The organism is Micromonospora echinospora, from assembly GCF_014203425.1.
Taxonomy (GTDB): domain Bacteria; phylum Actinomycetota; class Actinomycetes; order Mycobacteriales; family Micromonosporaceae; genus Micromonospora; species Micromonospora echinospora_A.
In genome coordinates, this window is the sequence record NZ_JACHJC010000001.1 from 3,109,837 (window position 1) to 3,135,070 (window position 25,234).

The 25,234-nt window shown below is 72.9% G+C and carries 21 protein-coding genes and 1 pseudogene; 16 read left to right on the top strand and 6 right to left on the bottom strand.

What is annotated here, in order from left to right; genetic code table 11:
- Nucleotides 1–37: 37 nt before the first annotated feature.
- From FHU28_RS14715 to FHU28_RS14725, 3 genes are all read left to right on the top strand, one after another.
- The gene (locus FHU28_RS14715) at nucleotides 38–1,105 is read left to right on the top strand and encodes an FAD-dependent monooxygenase (RefSeq protein WP_184684557.1); all 1,068 of its coding nucleotides are present in this window, start codon (nucleotides 38–40) and stop codon (nucleotides 1,103–1,105) included.
- A 157-nt stretch (nucleotides 1,106–1,262) separates the two neighbouring features.
- The gene (locus FHU28_RS14720) at nucleotides 1,263–2,828 is read left to right on the top strand and encodes an MFS transporter (protein ID WP_184684559.1); all 1,566 of its coding nucleotides are present in this window, start codon (nucleotides 1,263–1,265) and stop codon (nucleotides 2,826–2,828) included.
- A gap of 11 nt (nucleotides 2,829–2,839) precedes the next feature.
- A complete protein-coding gene (locus FHU28_RS14725) occupies nucleotides 2,840–3,445 on the top strand; it encodes a TetR/AcrR family transcriptional regulator (RefSeq protein ID WP_116511853.1) in 606 nt (201 codons plus the stop codon).
- A gap of 35 nt (nucleotides 3,446–3,480) precedes the next feature.
- On the opposite strand, the gene FHU28_RS14730 is transcribed toward FHU28_RS14725, so the two are convergent.
- Both FHU28_RS14730 and FHU28_RS14735 read right to left on the bottom strand, forming a co-directional pair.
- Complete coding sequence (locus FHU28_RS14730) at nucleotides 3,481–5,400, bottom strand: helix-turn-helix domain-containing protein (protein WP_184684561.1); 1,920 nt, start codon at nucleotides 5,398–5,400, stop codon at nucleotides 3,481–3,483.
- A 14-nt stretch (nucleotides 5,401–5,414) separates the two neighbouring features.
- Entirely contained in the window at nucleotides 5,415–6,197 is a 783-nt protein-coding gene (locus FHU28_RS14735) for a 3-hydroxybutyrate dehydrogenase (protein WP_116509847.1), read from the bottom strand.
- A gap of 184 nt (nucleotides 6,198–6,381) precedes the next feature.
- Here FHU28_RS14735 and ruvC point away from each other — a divergent pair, with 184 nt between their 5' ends.
- From ruvC to FHU28_RS14775, 8 genes are all read left to right on the top strand, one after another.
- A complete protein-coding gene (gene ruvC / locus FHU28_RS14740; protein WP_073827648.1) occupies nucleotides 6,382–6,909 on the top strand; it encodes a crossover junction endodeoxyribonuclease RuvC in 528 nt (175 codons plus the stop codon).
- Nucleotides 6,906–7,508: a Holliday junction branch migration protein RuvA gene (gene ruvA / locus FHU28_RS14745; protein WP_184684563.1), complete on the top strand. Its 603-nt coding sequence runs from the start codon at nucleotides 6,906–6,908 to the stop codon at nucleotides 7,506–7,508. The genes ruvC and ruvA overlap by 4 nt, the downstream gene beginning before the upstream one ends.
- A gap of 13 nt (nucleotides 7,509–7,521) precedes the next feature.
- Nucleotides 7,522–8,586, top strand: a complete 1,065-nt coding sequence (gene ruvB / locus FHU28_RS14750) for a Holliday junction branch migration DNA helicase RuvB (protein WP_184684565.1) — start codon at nucleotides 7,522–7,524, stop codon at nucleotides 8,584–8,586.
- Between the two features lie 140 nt (nucleotides 8,587–8,726).
- Nucleotides 8,727–9,071, top strand: a complete 345-nt coding sequence (yajC, locus tag FHU28_RS14755) for a preprotein translocase subunit YajC (RefSeq protein ID WP_073827651.1) — start codon at nucleotides 8,727–8,729, stop codon at nucleotides 9,069–9,071.
- A 223-nt stretch (nucleotides 9,072–9,294) separates the two neighbouring features.
- On the top strand, nucleotides 9,295–11,196 hold the full coding sequence (secD, locus tag FHU28_RS14760; protein ID WP_184684567.1) for a protein translocase subunit SecD: 1,902 nt from the start codon (nucleotides 9,295–9,297) through the stop codon (nucleotides 11,194–11,196).
- 1 nt (nucleotide 11,197) lies between these two features.
- Entirely contained in the window at nucleotides 11,198–12,397 is a 1,200-nt protein-coding gene (gene secF / locus FHU28_RS14765) for a protein translocase subunit SecF (protein ID WP_184684568.1), read from the top strand.
- A 97-nt stretch (nucleotides 12,398–12,494) separates the two neighbouring features.
- Nucleotides 12,495–13,061 carry an adenine phosphoribosyltransferase gene (locus FHU28_RS14770; protein WP_116509856.1) on the top strand — a complete coding sequence of 189 codons (567 nt, stop codon included), beginning with the start codon at nucleotides 12,495–12,497 and terminating at the stop codon, nucleotides 13,059–13,061.
- Between the two features lie 222 nt (nucleotides 13,062–13,283).
- Nucleotides 13,284–15,755, top strand: coding sequence for a RelA/SpoT family protein (locus tag FHU28_RS14775; RefSeq protein WP_376700772.1), 2,472 nt, complete (start codon nucleotides 13,284–13,286; stop codon nucleotides 15,753–15,755).
- A gap of 76 nt (nucleotides 15,756–15,831) precedes the next feature.
- Here the strand turns inward: FHU28_RS14775 and FHU28_RS14780 are convergent, their stop codons facing one another.
- Together FHU28_RS14780 and FHU28_RS14785 are read right to left on the bottom strand one after the other, a co-directional pair.
- Nucleotides 15,832–16,674 (bottom strand): peptidylprolyl isomerase, encoded by an 843-nt coding sequence (locus FHU28_RS14780; RefSeq protein ID WP_184684570.1) that lies wholly within the window; start codon nucleotides 16,672–16,674, stop codon nucleotides 15,832–15,834.
- A 92-nt stretch (nucleotides 16,675–16,766) separates the two neighbouring features.
- Entirely contained in the window at nucleotides 16,767–17,636 is an 870-nt protein-coding gene (locus FHU28_RS14785; RefSeq protein WP_184684572.1) for a peptidylprolyl isomerase, read from the bottom strand.
- Nucleotides 17,637–17,872: 236 nt separating this feature from the next.
- Between FHU28_RS14785 and FHU28_RS14790 the strand changes: the two genes are divergently transcribed.
- The 3 genes from FHU28_RS14790 to FHU28_RS14800 are packed head-to-tail and all read left to right on the top strand — an operon-like array spanning nucleotide 17,873 to nucleotide 20,966.
- Nucleotides 17,873–18,592 (top strand): MBL fold metallo-hydrolase, encoded by a 720-nt coding sequence (locus tag FHU28_RS14790; protein ID WP_184684574.1) that lies wholly within the window; start codon nucleotides 17,873–17,875, stop codon nucleotides 18,590–18,592.
- A gap of 40 nt (nucleotides 18,593–18,632) precedes the next feature.
- On the top strand, nucleotides 18,633–19,973 hold the full coding sequence (gene hisS / locus FHU28_RS14795; protein ID WP_184684576.1) for a histidine--tRNA ligase: 1,341 nt from the start codon (nucleotides 18,633–18,635) through the stop codon (nucleotides 19,971–19,973).
- Between the two features lie 51 nt (nucleotides 19,974–20,024).
- Nucleotides 20,025–20,966, top strand: coding sequence for an acyl-ACP desaturase (locus FHU28_RS14800; RefSeq protein WP_184684579.1), 942 nt, complete (start codon nucleotides 20,025–20,027; stop codon nucleotides 20,964–20,966).
- 113 nt (nucleotides 20,967–21,079) lie between these two features.
- Here the strand turns inward: FHU28_RS14800 and FHU28_RS32670 are convergent.
- A pseudogene (locus FHU28_RS32670) lies at nucleotides 21,080–21,223 on the bottom strand (PaaI family thioesterase); the annotation flags it as partial.
- Between the two features lie 213 nt (nucleotides 21,224–21,436).
- On the opposite strand from FHU28_RS32670, the gene FHU28_RS14805 reads away from it, so the two are divergent.
- Nucleotides 21,437–22,486, top strand: a complete 1,050-nt coding sequence (locus FHU28_RS14805; protein WP_073827663.1) for a S1 family peptidase — start codon at nucleotides 21,437–21,439, stop codon at nucleotides 22,484–22,486.
- A 58-nt stretch (nucleotides 22,487–22,544) separates the two neighbouring features.
- Here the strand turns inward: FHU28_RS14805 and FHU28_RS14810 are convergent, their stop codons facing one another.
- The gene (locus FHU28_RS14810; protein ID WP_184684581.1) at nucleotides 22,545–23,243 is read right to left on the bottom strand and encodes a DUF998 domain-containing protein; all 699 of its coding nucleotides are present in this window, start codon (nucleotides 23,241–23,243) and stop codon (nucleotides 22,545–22,547) included.
- Nucleotides 23,244–23,393: 150 nt separating this feature from the next.
- On the opposite strand from FHU28_RS14810, the gene aspS reads away from it, so the two are divergent.
- Nucleotides 23,394–25,217 carry an aspartate--tRNA ligase gene (gene aspS / locus FHU28_RS14815; protein ID WP_184689542.1) on the top strand — a complete coding sequence of 608 codons (1,824 nt, stop codon included), beginning with the start codon at nucleotides 23,394–23,396 and terminating at the stop codon, nucleotides 25,215–25,217.
- The last annotated feature ends 17 nt before the right edge of the window (nucleotides 25,218–25,234 follow it).

Sequence of the window (25,234 nt, forward strand, 5' to 3'; positions counted from 1 at the left end):
GTAGTGCGGCCGACTACATCTGTAGTACGGTGGCGGCATGGGCGGACGAGCGGTAGTGGTCGGGGGCGGGATCGGCGGGCTCGCGGCGGGCATCGGCCTGCGGGCGGCCGGCTGGGAGGTGACAGTCCTGGAACGGTCCGCCGCGTTGCCGGACAGCGGCACCGGGCTCGGCATCTGGCCCGGCGCGATGCGCGCCCTGGACGCGCTCGGCGTCGGCGACGAGGTGCGCCGCCGGGGCCGCCGCCAGGCCGGCGGATCGATCCGGCGCCCGGACGGCAGCCGGATCGCCACCATCGACGTCGACCGGCTGGAACGTCGGCACGGCGAGCCCGTTCACCTGGTCACCCGGCCGGTGCTGCTCGCCGCCCTGGCCGGTGCGCTGCCCGCAGCGGCGCTGCGCCTCGGCGAGCCGGTGACCGACCCGGGGTCGCTGCTCGACGCGTACGATCTGGTGGTCGGCGCGGACGGGATCAACAGCGTGGTGCGCGCCGCGATGCACGGCGGGCGCTACCCGCTGCGCTACGCGGGCGCGGTGGCCTGGCGCGGCGTTGTCGACCTCGACCTCGATCCGGGCGAGGGCGGTGAGACCTGGGGGCGGGGGCGCAAGTTCGGGCTCACGCCGGCCGGGCCGGGCCGCACCAACTGGTACGCGGCGGTGCGGCTGCCCGAGGGGCATCCGGCGCCCCCTGACGACCGCGCCGAGTTGCGCCGCCTCTTCGGCGACTGGCACCGGCCGGTGCCGCAGGTGCTGGACGCGCTCACTCCGGAGGGGATCCTGCGGCACGAGATCCGTGACCTGACGCCGCTGCCCTCCTACGTGGCCGGCCGGACCGCGTTGCTCGGCGACGCCGCGCACGCCATGACGCCGGACCTGGGGCAGGGCGCCTGTCAGGCGCTCGTCGACGCGGTCGCGCTCGCCGACTGCGTACGCGAGGCCGGCGACCTGCACGCCGCGCTGCTGGCGTACGACAGGCGCCGGCGGCGGCCCACGCAGCGGATCGCGGCGGGCGCGCGCTGGGCGGGGCGGCTCTCCGGGGTGCGGCGGCTGCTGCCGGTGCGCGACGCGCTGCTGCGGGTGGCGCTGGCCACCGGTCCGCCGGCCTGACGCGGGGCGCGGTCGCGGGCCCGCGAGTCCGGCCGTGACCCGGCTCACATCCGATACGAAACCGTTCCGTATCGAAATCGGTTCACCTACGCTCGGCTGCGTTACGAGTCTGACCCGTATCGTATTTTGACTCGGGTGAAGCGGGGGGAGAACCGCAGTGGAACCGCACGAGAACACCGGACACCCGAGGAGGTGGGCGATCCTCGGGGTGCTGGTGATCAGCCTCCTCGTGGTCGTCCTCGACAACACCATCCTCAACGTCGCGCTGCGCACCCTGGCCGACCCGGTGCACGGCCTCGGCGCCACCCAGGGCGAGCTGGAATGGGCGATCAACTCCTACACGCTCGTCTTCGCGGGGCTGCTGTTCACCTTCGGCGTGCTCGGTGACCGGCTCGGCCGCCGCCGCTTCCTGATCCTCGGGCTGGCGCTGTTCGGGCTGGCCTCGCTGCTGTCGGCGTACGCGCAGGACCCGGCCCAGCTCATCGCGGCCCGCGCGCTCATGGGCGTCGGCGGCGCGGCCATCATGCCGGTGACGCTCTCGATCATCTCCAACGTCTTCGACCCGCGCGAGCGGGCCAAGGCGATCGGCGTCTGGGCCGGCGCGGTCGGCCTCGGCGTGGCGATCGGCCCGGTGCTCGGCGGCGCGCTGCTGGAGCACTTCTGGTGGGGCTCGGTCTTCCTGATCAACGTGCCGGTGGTGGCGCTCGGCGTGGTGCTGGTCGCGACCCTGGTCCCGGAGTCCCGCGACCCGAAGCCCGGCCGGGTCGACGTGCCCGGCGTGCTGCTGTCGGTGGTCGGCCTGGTCGCGCTCACCTACGGCATCATCGACGGCGGCGAGCACGGCTTCGGCCGGCCGCAGGTGTGGGTCGCGGTGCTGGGCGGCCTCGCGGTGCTCGGCTGGTTCATCGTCCACGAGCTGCGCAGCGACCACCCGTCGCTGGACGTGCGGCTGTTCCGGGTGCCCCGCTTCGCCGCCCCGGTGGCGCTGGTCGGGCTGGTCTTCTTCGCCGCCATGGGCGTGATGTTCTTCGGCGCGTTCTACCTGCAGCTCGTGCGCGGCTACAGCCCGCTGGAGAGCGGCCTGCTGTTCCTGCCGTTCGCGGTGGCCCAGCTGTTCTTCGCCCCGCGCAGCGCGGCGATGGTCCGCCGCTACGGCGGCCGGTCGGTGGCGGCGGTCGGACTGCTGCTCACCGCCACCGCGCTCGGCGCGTTCGTCTTCATCGACGCGGACACCCCGATCTGGATCTTCTCGGCGCTCGGGTTCCTCCAGGGCGCCGGGATGGCCAACATCATGCCCCCGGCCACCGAGTCCATCATGTCGTCGCTGCCCCGGGAGAAGGCCGGCGTCGGGTCGGCGGTCAGCAACACCGTGCGGCAGGTGGCCGGCGCGCTCGGCGTGGCGGTGCTCGGCTCGGTGCTCAGCGCGGTCTACCGCGACCAGGTCGCCCCGGCGGTGGCCGCGCTTCCCGCCCCGGTACGCGACGCGGCCCGCGAGTCGGTCTCCGGGGCGTACGCCGTCGCCGACCGGCTCGGCCCCGCCGCGCCGCGGCTCATCGACGCGGCCAACGACTCGTTCGTCTCGGCCATGCACTGGGCCGCCGGCGTCTCCGCCGTGGTGGCCGCGCTCGGCCTCGTCATCGTGCTGCGCTGGATGCCGGGCCGGCCGGCCGCCGCCCCCGGCGCGACCCCCGCCACGGACCGGGAGCTGGCCGGGGCCGCATAGGTTCGTGGACAATGTCTGACATGACTTCCACGGCGGATGCTCCGCGGTCGCCCGGGCGACCGCGGAGCACCCGCGCGGACGAGGCGATCGTCGACGCCACCCTCGACCTGCTGGCCGAGGGCAACAGCATCGAGGCGCTGACCATCGAGGCGATCGCGACCCGCGCCGGAGTCGGCAAGGCCACCATCTACCGCCGCTGGCCGGGCAAGGACGCGCTGCTGCTGGACGCGCTGCGCACGCTCAAGGGGCCCGCGCCGCACTGCGCCGGACGCTCCGTCCGCGACGACCTGGTGCTGCTCGTCGGCGCCGTCGGCCAGCACGCCGACCCCCGGGCCCGCAAGATCATGCCGTGCCTGGTGCCCGAGGTGAACCGCAGCTCGGCCCACCGGCAGGCGTACGAGGCGATCGTCGAGCCCCGCCGCGAGGCGTTGCGCGAGGTGCTTCGCCGCGCGATCGACCGCGGCGAACTCCGCGCCGACATCGACATCGAGGTGACCATGGCGCTGCTCACCGCGCCGATGCTCACCCAGCGGATGCTGCAGTGGTACGCCGGGGACGAGCGGATGCTGCCCGAGCGGATCGTGGACACCGTCCTGGACGGCCTGCGCGTCCGCTGACCCGCGCTCCGGTCGGCGTGGTCAGCGTCCGCCGCTCAGCGGGCGGGCGTGCGCAGCCGGTGCAGGCGCAACGCGAGCTGCACCTCCAGCGCCCGCTCCGGCCGCTGCCAGTCCGCGCCGAGCAGCTGCCCGACCCGTTCCAGCCGCTGGGTGACAGTGTTCACGTGCACGTGCAGCTGCTCGGCGGCCCGGGCCAGGCTGCCGCCCACCCCGAAGTACGCCTCCAGCGTCTTCACCAGCGCGGTGCCCCGCCGGGCGTCGTAGTCCACCACCGGACCCACTGTCGCGGTGAGGAACCGGGACACGTCGCGGTCCCCGGCGTCGCCGACCGCGCCCAGCAGCAGCCCGACGAAGCCCAGCTCGGCGGTGCTCGCCCCCTGCCCGGCCCGGCCCAGCGCGCCGAGCGCGGACAGGCAGCGCTCCGCCTCGGCGAACGTGACGGCCAGCGACGCCGGCCCGGTCGACGGGCCGCTCGCCCCGGCGGTCACCGGCCGGCCGGTCAGCCGCGACAGGTCCCGGGCCACCGCCCGGGCCGCGCCGCCCGCGTCCTGGCCGGGCAGCATCAGCACCACCCGCCCGTCGCGCGCCGCCGCCAGGCCGCCGCGGGTCGAGGCGTACGTGGTGGCCCAGGACAGCACGCGCTGCCGGGCCGAGCCGGTCTCGGCGAACGCGTCGTCGCCGACCGCCACCAGCACGTGCGGCGCGTCCAGGTCCACCCCGATGCGGTGGGCCCGCGCCCGCAGCGCGTCGGCGTCGCGCAGCGGCCGGGCGATCAGGTCGTCCAGCAGCTCGCCGCGGACCCGCCCCTCCGCCTCGGCCACCGTGCGGCGGAACAACAGCAGCAACGCGGTCACCAGCGCGGCGCGCTCCAGGATGCGCTGGTCGGCGTCGACCAGCTCGTCGTCCGGGCGCAGCACCAGCGCGCCCAGGTTCTCCGCGCCGGCCACCACCGCGGCGTACCAGAGCGGACCCCGGCGCACGCTGCGTCCCTCGGTACGCGACGCGGCGACCGCCTCCACGATGTCCGCCCGGTCCGGCTCCTCGATCTCGCCGACCCGGGCCAGCCGCCGGCCCTCGGCGTCCAGCGCCAGCAGCGCCCCGCCGAGCACCTCGGTGACCGCCGCGGCCACGTCCTCCATCCCGCCGCCGCGCACCACCAGCGCGGTCATCCGGTCGTGCGCGGCGGCGGCGCGCTCCACCGAGCTGCTGTGCGCCCGGATCGTGCTGTTCGCCGCCGACAGCTCCGCCAGCGCCGCCCGCGTCTCGGCGAGCAGTCGCGCGGTGTCGATCGCCACCGCCGCGTGCGCCGCGAGCGACACCAGCAGCGACACCTCCTCCCGGGCGAACGGCCGGGCCGAGCGGTTCGCCGCGTACAGCACGCCGATCACGCTGGAGCCCAGCCGCAGCGGCACGCCCAGGATGGCCACCAGGCCCTCCTCGCCCACCCCGCCGTCGATCTCGCCGGTGTGCCGGAACCGCTCGTCCTCCTGGTAGTTCGAGGTGACGTACGGCGTGCCGGTCTGCGCGACCAGGCCGCCCAGGCCGTCGCCCAGCTCCAGCCGCAGCCGCTGGAACCGGGCCGAGATCGAGCCGTCGGTCACCCGCATGTAGGTGTCGCCGCGCTCCTCGTCGTTGAGCGTCATGTACGCCACGTCGGTGCCGAGCAGGATCCGCGCCCGGTGCACGATCGCGCGCAGCACGTCGTCCAGGTCGCGCAGCCCGGCCAGGTCGCTCGCGGTGTCGTACAGGCCGGACAGCTCGGTCTCCCGGCGGCGCCGGCGGGCCAGCAGCGCCCGCACCCGCAGCGCCACCACCTTCGCCTGCTCCAGCTCGGCCAGCCGCTCGGCGGGCAGCCCGGCGGCGCGCGCGGCGACGAGCGGACCCTCGAACTCGACCGCGGCTGCCTCGCGCGCCAGCAACTCCAGGAACTCGACCGGCGACGACATGACCGACATTGTGCGGGGCGCCACTAGTTCGCCGTCCAGCCCCCGTCGAGGGCGATCGAGGCGCCGGTGAGGAACGCGGCGGGCGGGGAGCACAGGTACGCCAGCAGCTCGGCCACCTCCTCCGGCTCGATCAGCCGCTTGATCGCCGCCCGGGCCAGCATGATCTTCTCGACCACCTCGTCCTCGCCGATGCCGTGCGTGGCCGCCTGGTCGGCGATCTGGCTCTCCACCAGCGCGGTGCGCACGTACGCGGGGTTGATGCAGTTGGCCGTGACGCCGTGCGCGGCGCCCTCCAGCGCGACCACCTTGGACAGGCCCTCCAGCGCGTGCTTGGCCGAGACGTACGCGGCCTTGAACGGCGAGGCGCGCAGCCCGTGCACCGAGGAGATGTTGACGATCCGGCCCCAGCCGTTCGCGTACATCCGGGGCAGCGCCCGGCGCACCAGCAGGAACGGCGCCTCGACCATCACCCGCTGGATGTACTCGAAGCGCTCGACCGGGAAGTCCTGCACCGGCGAGACGTGCTGGAGGCCGGCGTTGTTGACCACGATGTCGGCGTCGACGTCGAGCCGGTCCACCGCCGCCGGGTCGGCCAGGTCGATCCCCACCGCCCGGCCACCGGCCTCGGCGGCCACCGCCTCGGCCGCCGCCGTGTCGCGGTCCAGCACCACCACTGTCGCGCCGGCCGCCGCCAGGCGCAGGGCGCAGGCGCGTCCGATGCCGCTGCCGCCGCCGGTGACCAGCGCGGTACGGCCGGTCAGGTCGACGTGTACGACGTGGGGGACCACCACGGGTTCTGCCGTCATGGCGCATGAACGTACGAGCCGGGTGCCGCCGGGCACATGGGGCGGCGACACATACTCCACCGCCTGCGTGTGTGGTGCGCCGCGTCACCGCCCGCGCCCGGCGTGTCCGGCCGACCCGCCGTCGGCGGGCACCAGTAGGGTGTGTCGAACACACGTACTGCTGGCGGCTCGGGGAGGAGGCGGCGTGCGGGTGCTGGGCGTCGACCCGGGGCTGACCCGGTGCGGGGTCGGCGTGGTCGAGGGTGTGCCGGGCCGCCCCTGCACGCTCGTGGCCTACTACGTGGTCTACACCGACCCGGCCGACGACCTGCCGCTGCGCCTGCTGCACCTGGACCGTTCGCTCACCGACCTGGTCGCCGAGCACCGGCCGGACGCGGTCGCCGTGGAGCGCGTGTTCAGCCAGCACAACGTCCGCACCGTGATGGGCACCGCGCAGGCCAGCGGCGTCGCGGTGCTCGCCGGGGCCCGGGCCGGGCTGCCGGTGACGACGTACACGCCGAGCGAGGTGAAGGCGGCGGTGACCGGCTCCGGCCAGGCAGACAAGGCGCAGATGACCGCGATGGTCACCCGGCTGCTGCGGCTGCCCGAGCCGCCGAAGCCGGCCGACGCCGCCGACGCCCTGGCGCTGGCCATCTGTCACGTGTGGCGCGGCGGCACCCGGTCCAAGCTGGCCGCGGCCGCGCAACGGGCCCGACGAGGAGGGACGCGATGATCGCGAGCGTACGCGGCACGGTGACCGCCACCGGCCCGGATCACGCGGTGGTGGAGGTGGGCGGCATCGGCCTGGCCGTGCAGTGCGCCCCCGGCACGCTCGCCGAGCTGCGCGTGGGCCAGCCGGCCCGGCTGGCCACCAGCCTGGTGGTCCGGGAGGACTCGCTCACGCTCTACGGCTTCGCCGACGACGACGCCAAGCAGCTGTTCGAGCTGCTCCAGACCGCCAGCGGTGTCGGTCCCCGGCTGGCCCAGGCGGTGCTCGCCGTGCACACGCCGGACGCGGTCCGCAAGGCCGTCGCCAACGCCGACACCGCTGCGCTGACCCGGGTGCCGGGCATCGGCAAGAAGGGCGCCGAGCGGCTGGTGCTGGAGCTGCGCGACCGGATCGGCCCGGTGCCGGTGGGCACCGACGGCGCGGCCGGGGTGACCGCCGGCGCCTGGCCGGATCAGGTCCGCCAGGCGCTCGTCGGGCTGGGCTGGACGGCCGCCCAGGCCGAGCAGGCGGTGGCCGCGGTGGCGGAGACCGTCGACGGTGAGACGCCGCCGGTGCCGGTGCTGCTCAAGCAGGCCATCCGCCTCCTGGGCCGGACCCGATGACGGGCGTGCGCGGATGACCGGCGAGAACCTGGTCTCGGCGTACGTGAACGACGCCGAACTGGACGCGGAGGCCAGCGTCCGCCCGAAGCGGCTCGACGAGTTCATCGCCCAGCACCGGGTCCGCGACCAGCTCGACCTGCTGTTGCAGGGCGCGATGCGGCGAGGCTCCCCGCCCGATCACATCCTCCTGTCGGGGCCGCCCGGCCTCGGCAAGACCACCCTGGCCAACATCGTCGCCGCCGAGCTGGGCGCGGGGATCCGGGTGACCAGTGGCCCGGCCATCGAGCGCTCCGGCGACCTGGCCGCGATCCTGACCAGCCTCGCCGAGGGCGACGTGCTGTTCATCGACGAGATCCACCGGATCGCCAAGCCGGCCGAGGAACTGCTCTACAGCGCGATGGAGGACTTCCGCGTCGACGTGGTGGTGGGCAAAGGGCCGGGCGCGACAGCCATCCCGCTCGACGTGGAGCCGTTCACGCTCGTCGGCGCCACCACGCGCTCCGGCCTGCTGACCGGGCCGATGCGCGACCGCTTCGGCTTCGTCGCGCATCTCGACTTCTACGCGCCGGCCGACCTGGAGACGCTGCTGCACCGGTCGGCCCGGATCCTCGGCGTGCCGATCACGGCCGACGGCGCGGCGGAGATCGCCGGCCGGTCCCGGGGCACCCCGCGCATCGCCAACCGGCTGCTGCGCCGGGTGCGCGACTACGCCGAGGTGCGCGCCGAGGGCGTGGTCACGCTGGAGACCGCGCGGGCGGCGCTGACCGTCTACGACGTGGACGCGCTCGGCCTGGACCGGCTCGACCGGGCGGTGCTCACCGCGCTCGTCGACTCGTTCCGGGGCGGCCCGGTGGGCCTGTCCACGCTGGCGGTCGCGGTGGGGGAGCAGCCGGACACGGTCGAGGAGGTCTGCGAGCCGTTCCTGGTGCGGGCCGGCCTGCTGGCGCGTACGCCGCGCGGGCGGGTGGCGACGGAGGCTGCTTGGCGCCATCTGGGCCGCAACCCGCCGAATGGTACATTTGGTGCGGATACCTCTCCGGGGCCCGATCTCTTCTCGGTGCAGACCGACCAGCCGTGATCCGTTCGTGATCTGTGCCGCATTCGGTCTTCTCAGGAGCAGGGACTAGACTTCGCCGCGGTTTGTACAGGACGTGAGAATCTGCTTCCGCTGCGGCGCCCTCCGGCGCCGGGACGGAGGCCAACCGGAAGGTCTACACCGTGCTTTACGCAGCAGCGAGTGGCGGGGGAGCCGGCGGTCTGACGCCGATCCTGATGATCGCTCTGCTCTTCGTCGTCATGTACTTCATGATGATCCGACCGCAGCAGAAGCGCCGCCGCGAGGCCGAGCAGATGCAGTCCGCCCTGGCCCCGGGCGATGAGGTGGTCACCATCGGCGGCCTGCACGGCACTGTCACCGCGGTCGAGGACGAGACCGTCCTGCTGGAAGTTGCCCCGGGCGTGCAGACCCGGTACGCCCGCCCGGCCGTGGCCCGCGTGATCAAGCGCGCCGAGGCGCCGGCCGCCGAGACGATCACCGAGGAAGCCGAGCCGGTCAAGGAGTGACTGGTGCCCCGGACGGGGCAGCGGAATCATCGGTACAAGTGGATAGTTGGGGTCGGCGCCCGGCGCCGGCACCCGGCCAGGCCGTGCGGCGCCCCCGTGCCGCGCCCCGGTCGGCGTGCCGTCAGCTGGTGCCGACCCGCCGGAGCAGTCGGGCGGACACCCCCGGCCCGACAGTTGTCGCCGCCGCGGAAGCGGCGCGACCGTACAGGGAGACAGGACAGCCGTGGCACCACCTCAGGGACAGATGCGGCCCGGGCGGCAGCTCGCCGTGCTCGGGCTCATCTTCGTCGTCCTCTATCTTTTGGTGTTCTTCTCGGGCGGTGCCAGCGGTGGCTGGAAGGACCGGCTGGAGCCCCGGCTCGGCCTGGACCTCGTCGGCGGCACCCGGCTGACGCTCGAGGCCACAAACACCGTGGACGGCAAGCCGCCGACCGCCGGCAACCTCGAGGAGGCGCGCCAGATCATCGAGAGCCGGGTCAACGCGTACGGCGTGGCCGAGGCCGAGGTGGTCACCGAGGGCAACCGCAACATCGTCATCTCCCTGCCCGGCCAGAACCGGGACCTGACCGACGTCGGCAGCGCCGCCGAGCTGCGCTTCCGCAAGGTCCTCAAGGCCACCGACGGCAGCGGCGCCGCCGCCGCGCCCGCGCCGACCCCGAGCGTCGCTCCGTCCGGGACCGCCAGCCCGGCGCCGTCGGGCAGCGCGTCGCCGCAGGCGACCACGAGCCCCAAGGTCAGCGGGTCGCCGAGCGCCGGTGGACAGGGCGGCATGGCCCCGACGCCGAGCGCCAGTGCCCCGGCCACCCCGTCGGCCACGCCGAGCGCCGCTTCCCCGAGCGCCAGCGCCGAGCCGGTGCCGCAGAGCATCGAGCAGCAGCGCAAGGCCGTCGAGCAGAAGGTCGGCGCGGCCGCCTGGGCCGCCGCCTCGGGCCTGCAGGCCCCGGCCGACCTCACCACGGACCCGACGCTCGCCGACAAGCTCAAGCCGTTCGGCACGCTCACCCCGCAGGAGATCGCGGTCCTGCCGGTCGAGATGCAGTTCAACGTCCCGACCATCACCTGCGCCCAGCTCGACAAGCGCCCGGCCGCCTCGATCAAGGACGAGAAGCAGAAGGCGGTCGCCTGCGAGTCCGGCGCGAAGTACCTGCTCGACGTGGCGAAGGTGCTGGGCACCGACGTCAAGAACGCCTCCGCCCAGCTCGACCAGACCAGCTCCTGGGTGGTCAGCCTCAACTTCACCGGCAAGGGCCAGGAGAAGTGGACCGCGCTGACCCGCGAGGCGTTCAACAACGAGGGCCAGGCCTGCGACCAGACCGCGCTCGGCCAGGACGGCAAGTGCCGGGTCGCCGTGGTGCTGGACAACGGGATCGTCTCGTCCCCGGAGATCCAGGGCGTGCTGACCGGTGACTCGCAGATCACCGGCAGCTTCGACAACAAGACGGCGAACGCGCTCGCCAGCCAGCTCCGCTACGGCGCGCTGCCGGTGACGTTCGAGCCGCAGGAGCAGCAGAACGTCACCGCGACGCTCGGCGACAGCCACCTCAAGGCGGGTCTGCTGGCGGCCGGCATCGGCATGCTGCTCGTCATCATCTACTCGTTCTTCTACTACCGGCTGCTCGGCTCGGTCATCTTCCTGAGCCTGGTGCTCTCCGCGCTGCTCGTCTTCGGCGCGCTCGTGGTGCTCGGCCGCTCGATCGGCTTCACGCTCACGCTCGCCGGCATCGCCGGAATGATCGTCTCGCTCGGTGTGGCGGCGGACTCGTTCGTCATCTACTTCGAACGATTGAAGGACGAGATCCGGGAGGGCCGTAGTCCACGGAGCGCGGTGCCGCGCGCCTGGATCCGGGCCCGCCGGACGATCATCTCGGCGAACGCGATCACGCTGATGTCGGCAGTGGTGCTCTACATCGTGTCGGTCGGCGCGGTGAAGGGCTTCGCCTTCGCGCTCGGCCTGGCGACCGTGCTCGACCTGGTCGTCGTGTTCCTCTTCCGCCACCCGATCATGACGATGTTCGCCCGTACCCGGGCGTTCCTGTCGCCGCGGGTCAGCGGTCTGGGCCGGGCGCTGCCGGCCCGGTCGGCCGAGTCGGGCACCGCCCGCAACCCGCGTGTCAAGGAGGCCTGAGATGGCTAAGAGTGGTCTGGCCGCCCGGCTCTACCGGGGCGAGGCGGATCTCAACATCGTCGGCCGCCGGAACCTGTGGTTCGGCGTGGCGGGCGTCCTGGTCCTGATCGCGGTGCTCAGCTTCGCGATCAGCGGCTTCAAGCTCGGCATCGAGTTCGCCGGCGGCAACACGTTCCAGGTGCCGGCCAGCGTCGGCACGCTGGACCGGGCCGAGCAGACCGTCGACGAGGTGCTGGCCGACGAGGCGCCCGGCGTCGAGGTGGTGAGCGCGCAGAAGGTCGGCAGCACCAGCGGCGAGTTCTACGAGATGCGCACCGGGCAGCTCAGCGCCGAGCAGGCCAACGCGGCCAAGGCCGCGATGGCGGAGGAGTTCGGCATCCAGGCCGACCAGATCAGCGGCAGCCAGGTCTCCGAGGCGTGGGGCAGCCAGGTCACCTCCCGCGCCTTCCTCGGTCTGCTGATCTTCATCGCGGTGGTGTCGATCTACCTGGTGCTGCGCTTCGAGTGGCGGATGGCGGTCGCTGCGATCATCTCGCTGCTGACCAACCTGATCCTCACCGCCGGCATCTACTCGCTGGTGAACTTCGAGGTCACCCCGTCGACGATCATCGGCTTCCTCACGATCCTGGGCTTCGCGCTCTACGACGTGGTGGTGGTCTTCGACAAGGTGCAGGAGAACACACGCGGCATCACCGCGAACAACAACGTCACCTACGGCGAGGCGTCCAACCTGGCGCTCAACCAGAGCCTCATGCGGTCGCTGAACACCTCGGTGGTGGCGTTGCTGCCGGTCGGCGGCCTGCTCTTCATCGGCGCCGGCCTGCTCGGCGCGGGCACGCTGAAGGACCTCGGCCTGGTGCTGTTCGTCGGTATGGCGGTGGCGTTCCTGACCTCGATCGTGCTGGCCACCCCGCTGCTGGTGCTGCTGAAGAACATGGACCCGCGGATCAGCGCGCACAACAAGCGGGTGCAGTCCCGCCGGGCCGCCCTGGCCCGGGGCGAGATCACCCCGAAGGGCGCCACGCGCGCCGCCCCGGCCGCCGACGCCGACGCCGACGCGCCGATCGACCCGGATGCCGCCGCGCTCGCCGGCGCCGCCCCCAAGGTCGGCGCCCGCCCGGCCGGCAAGCGTCCCAGCGGCGCCCGCGGCGGCCGACCCGCGGGCGGTGGCGGCAACCGGCCCGGCGGCAAGCGCCGCTGACCGTAGGGCCGGACGCAATCGCGACGACGGCGTCCGTCATGCTGATGTCACGGCATGACGGACGCCGTCGTCGTTTCGAGAGGACATGGGACGCACTGTGACGGAGACCCACACCACGGGCGTACGCGGAGACAGCGGCCCGGAGGCCGCCCAGCTCGTCGCCAGCCGGTTGCTGGACGTGCCGGACTTCCCCAAGCCGGGTGTCATGTTCAAGGACCTGATGCCGCTGTTCGCCGACGGCGCGGCGTTCCGTGAGGTGATCGACGGCATCATCGCGTACCACGGGCGCGACTCGTTCGACACCGTCGCCGGCATCGAGGCGCGCGGGTTCGTCCTCGCCGCGGCCGTCGCGTACGCCACCGGGGTCGGCGTGGTGCCGGTGCGCAAGGCCGGCAAGCTGCCCCGGGCCACGCACTCCGCCTCCTACGCGCTGGAGTACGGCGAGGCGACGCTGGAGGTGCACCAGGACGCCTTCACCGCGGGCCACCGGGTCCTGGTGCTCGACGACGTGCTCGCCACCGGCGGGACCGCCGAGGCCACGCTCGACCTGGTGGAACGCGCCGGCGGGACGGTGGCCGGGTTCACCGTGCTGCTGGAGCTGGGCTTCCTCGAAGGCCGTAAGCGGCTCGCGCCGCGCCCGGTGCACGCCCTGTTGACCGTTTGATCCCGACCGGCCGTCGGGCCGGTCGGCGCCGACCGTCCGGGGGAGCGGTGGCGTACCCTGCGTACGGGTAGCATTGCGCTTTGCCCGACCCGGCCGAGGTGTCCGGGGCGGCGCAGGCGCCGGGGCCCGCCCCGGAGCCGCGGAACAACACCGGCCCCCGGGCTGGTTGCACGAGACGTCGGCCGAACGGCCGGCGCATCCCGGCGAGCGGTGAGGAGGCCGGTGTCCCACGATGTCGTCCCTCCGGTGGAGGGCACGGTGCACCCGACAGGCGACGCGGACGGCTCGGTGACCGAGCGCAGCGGCAACCCGCAGGCCCGGGCGACCGGTGCCACCGGCGGCGCGCCCGACGCGACGGCCGACGGCGGGGCGGTCGTGGTGCCGTTCCCGACCGAGAGTTCCGGTGACCCGACGACCAGCGGCGGGTTCGCGCTCTCCAACGCGCCCACCGGCCGGCGGGTACGCGCCCGGCTGGCCCGGTTCAACGCGCCCTGGCAGACCTCGCAGGTCAGCGAGGTGCTGGAGCCGCTGATCGCCACCCACCGGGAGAACCACCCCAAGGCCGACGCCCGGCTGCTGCAGCGCGCCTTCGACACGGCCGCGCGGTGGCACTCGGGGCAGTACCGCAAGTCCGGTGACCCCTACATCACGCACCCGCTCGCGGTGGCGACCATCCTGGCGAACCTGGGCATGGACACCACCACGCTGGTCGCGGCGCTGTTGCACGACACCATCGAGGACACCGAGTACACGCTCGACCAGATGCGCGCCGACTTCGGCGGCGAGGTCACGCTGCTCGTCGACGGCGTCACCAAGCTCGACAAGGTCAAGCTCGGCGACGCGGCCAAGGCCGAGACCATCCGCAAGATGGTCGTCGCGATGGCGAAGGACCCCCGGGTCCTGGTGATCAAGCTGGCCGACCGGCTGCACAACATGCGGACCCTGACCTTCCTGCCGCGCCCGAAGCAGGAGCAGAAGGCCAAGGAGACGCTGGAGATCCTGGCGCCGCTGGCGCACCGCCTCGGTATGAACACGATCAAGTGGGAGCTGGAGGATCTCGCCTTCGGCACGCTGTTCCCGAAGCGGTTCGAGGAGATCAACCGGCTGATCGGGGAGCACCAGCCGCAGCGTGAGGCGCTGCTGCGCCAGGTGACCCAGAAGGTGTCCACCGACCTGAAGGCCGCCAAGATCAAGGCGGAGACGACCGGGCGGCCGAAGCACCTCTACTCGATCTACCAGAAGATGATCGTGCGAGGGCGGGACTTCAACGACATCTACGACCTGGTGGGTGTGCGGATCCTGGTCGACACGGTGCGCGACTGCTATGCGGCGCTGGGGGTCATCCACGCCAACTGGCAGCCGGTGCCGGGCCGGTTCAAGGACTACATCGCCATGCCCAAGTTCAACATGTACCAGTCGTTGCACACGACTGTGATCGGGCCCACCGGCAAGCCGGTGGAGATGCAGATCCGCACGTACGCGATGCACCGCACCGCCGAGTTCGGCATCGCCGCGCACTGGAAGTACAAGGAGCACAAGGGCACCCCGGTGGTGGGCCCGCCGGCGCACATCGACGAGATGACCTGGCTGCGGCAGCTGCTGGACTGGCAGCGCGAGGCGGCGGACCCGAGCGAGTTCCTGGACGCGCTGCGGTTCGACCTGTCCAGCCAGGAGGTGTACGTCTTCACGCCCAAGGGCGACGTCATCCCGCTGCCGACCGGGTCGACGCCGGTGGACTTCGCGTACGCGGTGCACACCGAGGTCGGGCACAAGTGCATCGGCGCGCGGGTCAACGGCAAGCTGGTGCCGCTGGAGTCGACGCTGTCCAACGGCGACGTGATCGAGATCTTCACGTCGAAGTCCGACACGGCCGGCCCGACGCAGGACTGGCTCGGCTTCGTCAAGAGCCCGCGCGCGCGTACGAAGATTCGCCAGTACTTCAACAAGGAGCGGCGCGAGGAGGCGATCGAGGCCGGCAAGGACGCGATCGTCAAGGCGATGCGCAAGCAGGGCATGCCGTTGCAACGGATGCTCACCTCCGACAACCTGATGGCGATCGCCCGGGACCTGCATCTGCCCGACGTGGCGTCGCTGTACGCGGCGGTCGGCGACAGCCAGGTCTCCGCGCAGTCGGTGGTGCAGAAGCTGATGGCCTCTTACGGCGGCGAGGAGGGCGCGGCGGAGGACATCGCCGAGACCGCCGTCGCCACCCGGCCGCCGCGCAGCCGGCAGAGCAGCGCCGACCCGGGCGTTGTCGTCCGCGGCGTCAGCGACGTCTGGATCAAGCTGGCCCGCTGCTGCACGCCGGTGCCGCCGGACTCGGTGTTCGGCTTCGTCACCCGCTCCGGCGGGGTGAGCGTGCACCGGGACGACTGCGCCAACGCCGAGGACCTGCGCGCCCAGCCCGAGCGGGTGGTCGAGGTCAGCTGGAAGCTCACCTCCGCCTCCACGTTCCTGGTCGCCATCCAGGTCGAGGCGCTGGACCGGCACAAGCTGCTCGCCGACGTGACGAGGGTGCTGTCCGAGGAGCGGGTGAACATTCTCTCCGCGACCGTGACCACCACCCGGGACCGGGTGGCGGTCAGCCGGTTCAGCTTCGAGATGGCCGACCCGAAGCACCTCGGGCACCTGCTGGCCGCCGTCCGGAAGGTCGACGGCGTGTTCGACGCGTACCGGGTCACCTCCGGGGCCTGAGCCACCCCACGCACGCGAAAGCGCCCGCCGGCTGGGATCAGCCGGCGGGCGCTTCGTCGTCGTAACCGGGAGGGCCTCAGCCGCCCTGGATCGGGCTCATGGTCACCTTGGTCATGGTGATCTCCTTCTTCGGGTGACCACCGCCGGCCTGCTTGGCGAACGCGCCGTCGTCACCGGCCGCGGCGACCTGCTTCACCACGTCCATGCCACCGGTGATGGTGCCCAGCACCGTGTAGTTCGGGTCGAGCGACGAGTCGCCGTACACGATGAAGAACTGGCTGCCGGTGCTGCCCGGCTGCCCGGAGTTGGCCATCGCGATGACACCCTCCGGGTACGGCGGGCGCTTGTTGGTGGGGAGGTTCTCCTCGGCCAGGTTGTAGCTCGGCCCGCCGGTGCCGTCGGTGTCCCGCCAGCCCTTGCCGGTGGCGCTCGGGTCGCCGCACTGGAGGACCTGGATGCCCTGGGTCACCAGCCGGTGGCACTTGGTGTTGTCGAAGAAGCCCTTCTCCGCCAGGTGGGTGAAGCTGCCGGCGGTGCAGGGCACGGCGGCGCGGTCGATCTTGGCGGTGATCGGGCCCAGGTTGGTGTCGATCGTCATCGTCTGGCTGCCCTTGCCGGCCTGCTGGGTCGGCGGCAGCCCGACGTCCTTGATCTGCGGCGGCCGGCCCTCCTTGGGCACCTCCGTGTACGCGCACTGCACGGCGTCGGCGGTGGTGGCGCCGCCCGTCTGCTCGTCGTCGTCGCCGCCGAGCGAGGTGGCCAGCCACACCGTGCCGGCCACGACGAGCACCAGCACGGCCGCGGCGCCGACGATCGCCTGGGTCTGCCGGCGCTTGCGGGCCTTACCGGCCCGCTCCGCCATCTCCCGCTCGAGCTTGGCTCGCGCCGCCGCGCGCTGGCGGTCTCTGGTGGACGTCAAGGTCACTCCTCACCTGCTGCGTATGGGGTCGGCGCGCGCGCCGGGTCACGTCTGGATCGCACCGGCGGCACGCCGCCGGCTCGCCTGTGTTCTCAGCCCGCGCTGGCGCTCGGCGAGGGCGCGGGACTGTCGGCCGGAGCCGCGCCGGGCTCGCCGACGGTGACGCTCTGCACAAGGACCTGCGTCTTGGGCTTGACCTTGGCGCCGTTGCCATTGTCCACCGTCGGCATGGCGCCGATCTTCTCCACCACGTCGAGCCCGCCGGTGACCTTGCCGACCACCGAGTAGGCCGGCTTGGCCGGGCTGGCGTCCTTGAAGAAGATCAGGAACTGGCTGCCGTTGCTGCCCGGCGGGTTGCCGATCATGGCGACCGTGCCCTTCGGGTACGTCGCCGGCTGCCCGGGGGCCGGGGAGGCCGACGGGCTGGGCTCCGGCGCGCTCGGGACGTTCTCGTCGAAGAACGAGTAGGTCGGGCCGCCGAGGCCGGTGCCGGTCGGGTCGCCGCAGCGCAGCGCGCCCTCTGCGGTGATCTCGTGGCACGTGGTGTTGTCGAAGAACGAGCGGCCGGCCAGGTAGCTCAGGCTGGCCGCGCCGCACGGGGCGTCGGTCTGGTCCAGCTCGACCGTGATCGGCCCACCCTGGTTGGTGGTGATCGTCATCGGGCGGGTGCCGGAGGTGGGCAGGCCCGTGGTGGGCGGCTCGCCGACGTCCTTGAGGTTGGTGTTGACGGCGCCGTCCTGCGCGGTCCAGAGGCAGACGTCCTCGGCGGCCTGCTTCTCCGGCTCCGAGTCGAACGCGCCGAGCGCCCAGGCGGAACCGGCCACGATCAGCACGAGCACCACCGCGGCGCCCACACCGGCCCGGATCTGCCGGCGGCGCTTCGCGACCGCCGCCCGCCGGGCGAGCTGCCGGTCAAGCTTGGCCCGCGCCAGTTTGCGCTGCCGGTCCCTGCTGGAAGCCACGTGCGCTCCCCTTCCTCTGCCTGAATCGCCGCCGGCGCCGGGCGCCGGCCGCCGTTCCGGTCGGGGTGCGCCACGCCACACGCCCGCCAGAGTGTACGGGTAGCGACTGTGAATGTCGTGTACGAGGTCCCGCCGTCTCAGCCGGGGCCCGCTGGGCGGTGGTGGTGGCGGACGGAACTCGCTGGCCGCTACGACTAGGCTGAAGGTGACGACGACCGGACGGAAAGGGGAGCGACGTGCTCGTGGCCGGCTTTCCCGCGGACGCCTTCGGCACCAACTGCTACGTGGTGGCGACCGCTCCGGGGGAGCAGTGCGTGGTGGTCGACCCCGGCATCGGGGTGCTCGACCGGCTCGACGCCGTGCTCGCCGAGCACCGCCTGCACCCGGCCGCCGTGCTGCTCACCCACGGCCACCTGGACCACACCTTCTCCGTCGCCCCGGTTTGCGACGCGCGGGGCATCCCCGCCTACGTCCACCCGGACGACCGGGAGCTGCTGGCCGACCCGAGCAAGGCGCTGTCGATGGACCTGACCCAGTTGTTCGGTGGCCGGCTGCCGTACGCCGAGCCGGACGACGTGGCCGAGCTGACCGACGGCGCGACGCTGTCGCTGGCCGGGTTGGAGATCACCGTCGACCATGCCCCCGGCCATACCGGCGGGTCGGTGCTGTTCCGGTTGCCCGGCGCCGGCTCGCCCTGGGAGGCCGAGCAGATCTGCCTCTCCGGTGACGTGCTGTTCGCCGGCTCGATCGGCCGCACCGACCTGCCGGGCGGCAGCATGCCCCGCATGCTGTCGAGCCTGCGGGACAAGGTGCTCCCGCTGGCCGACGACACAGTCGTCCTGCCCGGCCACGGCCCCGCGACCACGATCGGCCGCGAGCGCGCGACCAACCCGTACCTCGTCGAGGTGGCGGGCGTCGGCGGCGCGCGCCCGGCAGCGCCCACCCGAGGCCTCTAGACCCTCACCCGCGCCCGCGCGGGTTCCCAAGGAGTTCGTGATGAGCAAGCCCACGCCCATTTCCGGCTTCCCCGAGTGGACGCCGGCGCAGCGGATGATCGAGCAGTTCGTTCTCGATCGCATTCGCACCACGTTCGAGCTGTACGGCTTCGCGCCACTGGAGACCCGCTCGGTGGAGCCGCTGGATCAGTTGCTGCGGAAGGGGGAGACCTCCAAGGAGGTCTACCTGCTGCGCCGGTTGCAGGCCGACGCCGACGGGCCGGCCGGGGACGACGCGCTCGGCCTGCACTTCGACCTGACCGTGCCGTTCGCCCGCTACGTGCTGGAGAACGCCGGCAAGCTGCAGTTCCCGTTCCGCCGCTACCAGATCCAGAAGGTGTGGCGGGGTGAGCGCCCGCAGGAGGGCCGGTACCGGGAGTTCCTCCAGGCCGACATCGACATTGTCGACCGGGACACGCTGCCGGCGCAGTACGAGGCGGAGATGCCACTGGTCATCGGCGACGCGCTGCGGTCGCTGCCGATCCCGCCGGTGCGCATCCAGGTCAACAACCGCAAGATCTGCGAGGGCTTCTACCGGGGCATCGGGCTGACCGACGCGGAGGCGGCGCTGCGCGCCGTCGACAAGCTCGACAAGATCGGGCCGGCCAAGGTGACGGAGCTGCTGGCCGAGACCGCCGGGGCGAGCGAGGCGCAGGCCAAGGCCGTGCTGTCGCTGGCCGAGATCTCCGCGCCGGACGCCTCCTTCGCCGACGCGGTGCGCGCGCTCGGGGTGAGCGACCCGCTGCTGGACGAGGGCGTCGCGGAGCTGACCGCCGTGGTGGAGACGGCCGCCGCGCACGCGCCCGGCCTCTGCGTGGCCGACCTGCGCATCGCGCGGGGCCTGGACTACTACACCGGTACGGTCTACGAGACGCAGATGATCGGCTACGAGCGGTTCGGCTCGATTTGCTCCGGCGGCCGGTACGACAACCTGGCCAGCTCCGGCAACGTCCGGTTCCCCGGGGTGGGCATCTCGATCGGGGTGACCCGGCTGCTCGGCCTGCTGTTCGGCGCCGAGGCGCTGGCGGTGTCCCGTTCGGTGCCGACCTGTGTGCTGGTGGCGGTCACCGCCGAGGAGGACCGGGCGGCCAGCGACGGGGTCGCGGCGGCGCTGCGCTCGCGGGGTGTGCCGACCGAGGTGTCCCCGTCGGCGGCCAAGTTCGGCAAGCAGATCCGGTACGCCGAGCGGCGCGGCATCCCGTACGTCTGGTTCCCCGGCGCGGACGGCGACGAGGTCAAGGACATCCGTTCCGGCGAGCAGGTGGCCGCCTCGGCGGGGGAGTGGACGCCGCCCCGGGCGGACCTGAAGCCGCTGGTCGGCCCGGCCGGCACTGGCGTCTGAAGACGTTTCGACCTACGGTGGCGTAAGTTACGCCACCGTAGGGAGAACGTCGTGACCGTGCTCAGCCAGACCGCTCTGCTCACCGAACTCGAGCCGGTGGTCGAGAAGAACCTCGACCGCCACCTGTCGCTGGCCAAGGAGTGGTTCCCGCACGAGTACGTGCCGTGGAGCGAGGGCCGCACCTTCGACGGGCCGCTGGGCGGCGAGGCCTGGTCGCCGGAGGACTCGACGCTGCCCGAGGTGGCCCGGACGGCGCTGATCGTCAACCTGCTCACCGAGGACAACCTGCCCTCGTACCACCACGAGATCGCCACCCTGTTCGGGCGTGACGGCGCGTGGGGCACCTGGGTGCACCGGTGGACCGCCGAGGAGGGGCGGCACGGCACGGCGATCCGCGACTACCTCACGGTGACCCGGGCGGTGGACCCGGTGGCGCTGGAGCGGGCCCGCATGGTGCACATGTCGGCGGGCTACCAGAACGTGCACGACCAGGAGATGCTGCATTCGCTGGCGTACGTGTCGTTCCAGGAGCTGGCCACCCGCATCTCGCACCGCAACACCGGCCGGGCCACCGGCGATCCGACGTGCGAGGCGCTGCTGGCCCGGGTCGCAGCGGACGAGAACCTGCACATGGTCTTCTACCGCAACCTGCTCGGCGCGGCGTTCGAGCTGGCGCCGTCGCAGGCCATGCGCGCGGTCGCCGACGTGCTGGCCAACTTCCAGATGCCGGGCGTGGGCATCGACGGCTTCGCCCGCAAGTCGGTGGCAATCGCGCTGGCCGGCATCTACGACCTGCGCCAGCACCGCGACGACGTGGTGATGCCGGTGCTGCGCCAGTGGAACCTGTTCGAGGTGACCGGTCTGAACGCCGACGGCGAGGCCGCCCGCGACCAGATCGCCGCCCACATTGACACCCTGGAGACCCAGGCGTCCCGCTTCGAGGAGCGCCGCGCCGCCCGCGCCGCCCGAGTAGCCGCCACCACCCAGGCCTGACCCCGCCCCTCTCCCGCGCGATCTTGCACTTACGGCCCCCACGGCGCCCGTTTCACGGCGTTTGCGGGGGCCGTAACTGCAAGATCGCCGGGGATGGGGGAGGGTGGGGCGGGTCAGGGGAGGGGGAAGATCAGGCAGGTTGAGGTGGCGTGGGCTACCAGGCGGCCTGCCGGGTCTGTCAGGCGGGCCTCGGCCAGGGCGGTACGGCGGCCCCGCTGGAGCACGGTGCCCTCGCAGCGCAGCGTGCCGCTGTCGACGCGGGTCGATCCCCGGCTCTGACACCTTGAGTCGATGTTGTTGCTCAGGCGTTACATCGAGCGCGGGTGCGAATTAGGGCAAAGCCATGTCTTGCTTACGATCTTAAATGTGTGAATACTTTGGGCACTCGGGCGGTTTCCCCAGGTCGCCCGGGTTGCCCTCGGGCGCGCCCCCATGACAGCGCCCGTTCACCCCCATTCGGAGGTTGTTACATGCGACCCACGAGGTCCACGCTCCGCCGCGCCGCCGCAGTCGCCGTCGCCGGCACCCTGGTCACCGGCTCGCTGCTCAGCGCCCCCGCGCAGGCCGCCCCCGCGGCCCTCTCGCCGGACGCCGCCGCCACCCTCGTCGAGAAGCTCGGCGCCCGCGCGGCCGGCACGTACGCCGACGCCAGCGGCGCGATGATCGTCACGGTGACCGACACCGCCACCGCCCGCCAGGTACGCGCCGCCGGCGCTATCCCGAAGATCGTGGCGCGCGGCGCGGACAAGCTCAACGCCGCCACCGGCGAGCTGGAGCGCTCCGCCAAGATCCCCGGCACCGCCTGGTGGACCGACCCGGCCACGAACCAGGTCGTCGTCTCCGTCGACAGCACCGTCACCGGTGCCAAGCTGGAGCGGGTCAAGGCCGCCGCCGCCCGTCACAACGGCGCGATCCGCATCGAGGCCGAGGCCGGCGTGCTGAGCACCCGGATCTCCGGCGGCCAGGCGATCTACGCCGGCGGCGGTGGCCGCTGCTCGCTCGGGTTCAACGTCCGCAGCGGCTCGACCTACTACTTCCTCACCGCGGGCCACTGCACGAACATCTCGTCGAGCTGGTACAGCAACTCCGGGCAGACCAGCCTGCTCGGCACCCGGACCGGCACCAGCTTCCCGGGCAACGACTACGGCATCGTCCGGCACAACAACTCGGCCAACGCGGCCGGCAACGTGTCGCTGTACAACGGCAGCTTCCAGGACATCACCTCGGCCGGCAACGCCTACGTCGGCCAGTCCGTCCGCCGTTCCGGCAGCACCACCGGCCTGCGCAGCGGCAGCGTCAGCGCGCTGAACGCGACCGTGAACTACGCCGAGGGCAGCGTCTCCGGCCTCATCCGCACCAACGTCTGCGCCGAGCCGGGCGACAGCGGCGGCTCGCTGTTCGCCGGCACCACCGCGCTGGGCCTCACCTCCGGTGGTAGCGGCAACTGCCGCACCGGTGGCACCACCTACTTCCAGCCCGTCACCGAAGCCCTCAGCCGTTACGGCGTGAGCGTCTTCTGATCCGCGCACCGCAGTGAACGGGCCGCCGGGTGACCGGCGGCCCGTTCCGCGTACCCGATCAGGCGCCCGCCTCCCGGCGGCCCGGACTGACCGGCGGCGCGTCCGGGCGCGGCGGCCGGGTCGGCCGGGCCGTCCAGTGCCGGTGGGCCCGCCGCGCGGACAGCACCGCCGCCAGCGGCCAGAGCGTCACGGCGAGCGCTGCCACCCGCTCGGCCAGCCCGGTCCGGGAGCCGCCCGTCACCTCCACCACCGACCAGCCGAACAACGCCAGCAGCACCGCGGTGACGGCCAGCGCCACCGGCCGGCGGAACGCCCACGGCGGCCGGCCCGCCGGGGAGGCGGCCACCGCACGCGGCACTCTCCGGGGCAGGCGCAGCGCCGACCCGGCCGGCCAGAGCGACAACGCGAGCACCGCCACTGTGGCGATCACGCCGTGCGCCGGGGAGCCACCCACCTGCGGGCGGGGGAACGCGATGAGCGCGACGGTGGCCAGCCCGCCGAGCACGAGCAAGAAGCGGCTCGGCAGCCCGGCGGCGTGCAGCGCGGCGGCGGTGGCGGCGTAGCAGCAGCCGAGCAGCACCAGCGCGCCGCCCATCAACCACGGATCGGTAGCGCCCTCGCCGGCCAGCTCGCTGATCGTGTCCCGCACCGGGTCGTATTCCGGCCCCTGGCGGGCGCCCGCGACCGTCCAGCCCGCCACCAGCAGTGCGGGCGCGGCGGCCGCGGTGGCCACGGCCCAGCTGGGTACGGCACGCACCCGGCCACGGTAAACCGCCGGACCCGGCCCTCGACGCGCTTTCGCCGCGTCCCCGGGACGGGCCGGGCTCGACGGGTGCCGGGGAGCGGGCCCGCCCGCCCTGACAGAATGCGGAAAGCAGTCGTGGACCAGATTGAGGAGACGCCAGCCGTGATCCGTACCCACAATGCCGGAAGCCTGCGCGCCGCGGACGCCGGCTCGACGGTGACGCTCGCCGGGTGGGTGGCCCGCCGGCGCGACCACGGCGGTGTCATCTTCGTCGATCTGCGCGACGCCTCCGGCGTCGTGCAGGTGGTCTTCCGCGAGGAGGACGCGCACGCGCTGCGCAACGAGTTCTGCGTCAAGGTCACCGGCGAGGTGACCCGCCGCCCCGAGGGCAACGAGAACCCGGACCTGCCGACCGGCGAGATCGAGGTGACCGCGTCCGCGCTGGAGGTGCTCTCCGAGGCCGCGCCGCTGCCGCTGCCGGTGGACGACCAGATCGAGGCCGGCGACGACATCCGGCTCAAGTACCGCTACCTGGACCTGCGCCGGGGCGGCCCGGCCAAGGCCATGCGGCTGCGCTCGCGGGCCAACCAGATCGCCCGCGGCGTGCTGCACGAGCGGGACTTCCTGGAGATCGAGACGCCGACGCTGACCCGCTCCACCCCGGAGGGCGCGCGCGACTTCCTGGTGCCGGTGCGCCTGCAGCCGGGTAGCTGGTACGCGCTGCCGCAGTCGCCGCAGCTGTTCAAGCAGCTGCTCATGGTCGGCGGCATGGAGCGGTACTACCAGATCGCCCGCTGCTACCGCGACGAGGACTTCCGCGCCGACCGGCAGCCGGAGTTCACCCAGCTCGACATCGAGATGTCGTTCGTCACCGAGGACGACGTGATCGACCTCGGCGAGGCGATCGTCTCGGCGCTGTGGAAGGACCTCGCCGGCTACGAGATCACCCGGCCGATCCCGCGCATCACCTGGCACGACGCCATGTCCCGGTACGGCTCGGACAAGCCGGACCTGCGCTACGGCGTGGAGCTGACCGAGCTGACCGAGTACCTGCGTGGCACCGACTTCCGGGTGTTCGCCGGCGCGATCGACGCGGGTGGCTACGTCGGCGCCGTGGTCATGCCCGGTGGCGCGGCGCAGACCCGCAAGGAGCTGGACGGCTGGCAGGACTGGGCCAAGGCGCGTGGCGCGCGGGGCCTGGCGTACGTGGTGCTGGACGCCGAGACCGGCGAGGCGCGCGGCCCGGTGGCGAAGAACCTGTCCGAGGCGCACCTGTCCGGCCTGGCCGACGCGGTCGGCGCGAAGCCCGGCGACGCGATCTTCTTCGCCGCCAGCACCAACACCCGCGAGGCGCAGGAGCTGCTCGGCGCGGCCCGCATCGAGATCGCCAAGCGGTCGAACCTGATCGACGAGAGCGCCTGGGCGTTCTGCTGGGTCGTGGACGCGCCGATGTTCGAGCCGACCTCCGACCAGGAGAACGGCGGAGCGGGCGGCTGGACCGCCGTGCACCACCCGTTCACCTCGCCGAACGCCGAGTGGGTGGACCGGTTCGAGTCCGCTCCGGACCGGGCGCTGGCGTACGCGTACGACATCGTCTGCAACGGCAACGAGATCGGCGGCGGCTCGATCCGTATCCACCGCGGCGACGTGCAGCAGCGGGTGTTCGACCTGCTCGGCATCACCGCCGACGAGGCGCAGGACAAGTTCGGCTTCCTGCTGGAGGCGTTCAAGTACGGCGCCCCGCCGCACGGCGGCATCGCGTTCGGCTGGGACCGGGTCTGCATGCTGCTGGCCGGCGCCGACTCGATCCGCGAGGTGATCGCGTTCCCGAAGACCCGGGGCGGCTTCGACCCGCTGACCGGCGCGCCCACCCCGATCACCGGGCAGCAGCGCGCCGAGGCCGGCATCGACGCCAAGCCGAAGGCCCCGGCCGGTCCGCACGCCGGTACGGCGGGCCCGGCCGCCCCGGTGGCCGACCCCACCTGATCCAGCCCTGTCGAAAG

Bases quoted from the DNA above. Each gene is read 5' to 3' on its own strand.
- FHU28_RS14715 (WP_184684557.1), top strand. From the start codon at position 38: ATGGGCGGACGAGCGGTAGTGGTCGGGGGCGGGATCGGCGGGCTCGCG.
- FHU28_RS14725 (WP_116511853.1), top strand. From the start codon at position 2,840: ATGTCTGACATGACTTCCACGGCGGATGCTCCGCGGTCGCCCGGGCGA.
- FHU28_RS14730 (WP_184684561.1), bottom strand. From the start codon at position 5,400: ATGTCGGTCATGTCGTCGCCGGTCGAGTTCCTGGAGTTGCTGGCGCGC.
- FHU28_RS14735 (WP_116509847.1), bottom strand. From the start codon at position 6,197: ATGACGGCAGAACCCGTGGTGGTCCCCCACGTCGTACACGTCGACCTG.
- ruvA (WP_184684563.1), top strand. From the start codon at position 6,906: ATGATCGCGAGCGTACGCGGCACGGTGACCGCCACCGGCCCGGATCAC.
- ruvB (WP_184684565.1), top strand. From the start codon at position 7,522: ATGACCGGCGAGAACCTGGTCTCGGCGTACGTGAACGACGCCGAACTG.
- secF (WP_184684568.1), top strand. From the start codon at position 11,198: ATGGCTAAGAGTGGTCTGGCCGCCCGGCTCTACCGGGGCGAGGCGGAT.
- hisS (WP_184684576.1), top strand. From the start codon at position 18,633: ATGAGCAAGCCCACGCCCATTTCCGGCTTCCCCGAGTGGACGCCGGCG.
- FHU28_RS14805 (WP_073827663.1), top strand. From the start codon at position 21,437: ATGCGACCCACGAGGTCCACGCTCCGCCGCGCCGCCGCAGTCGCCGTC.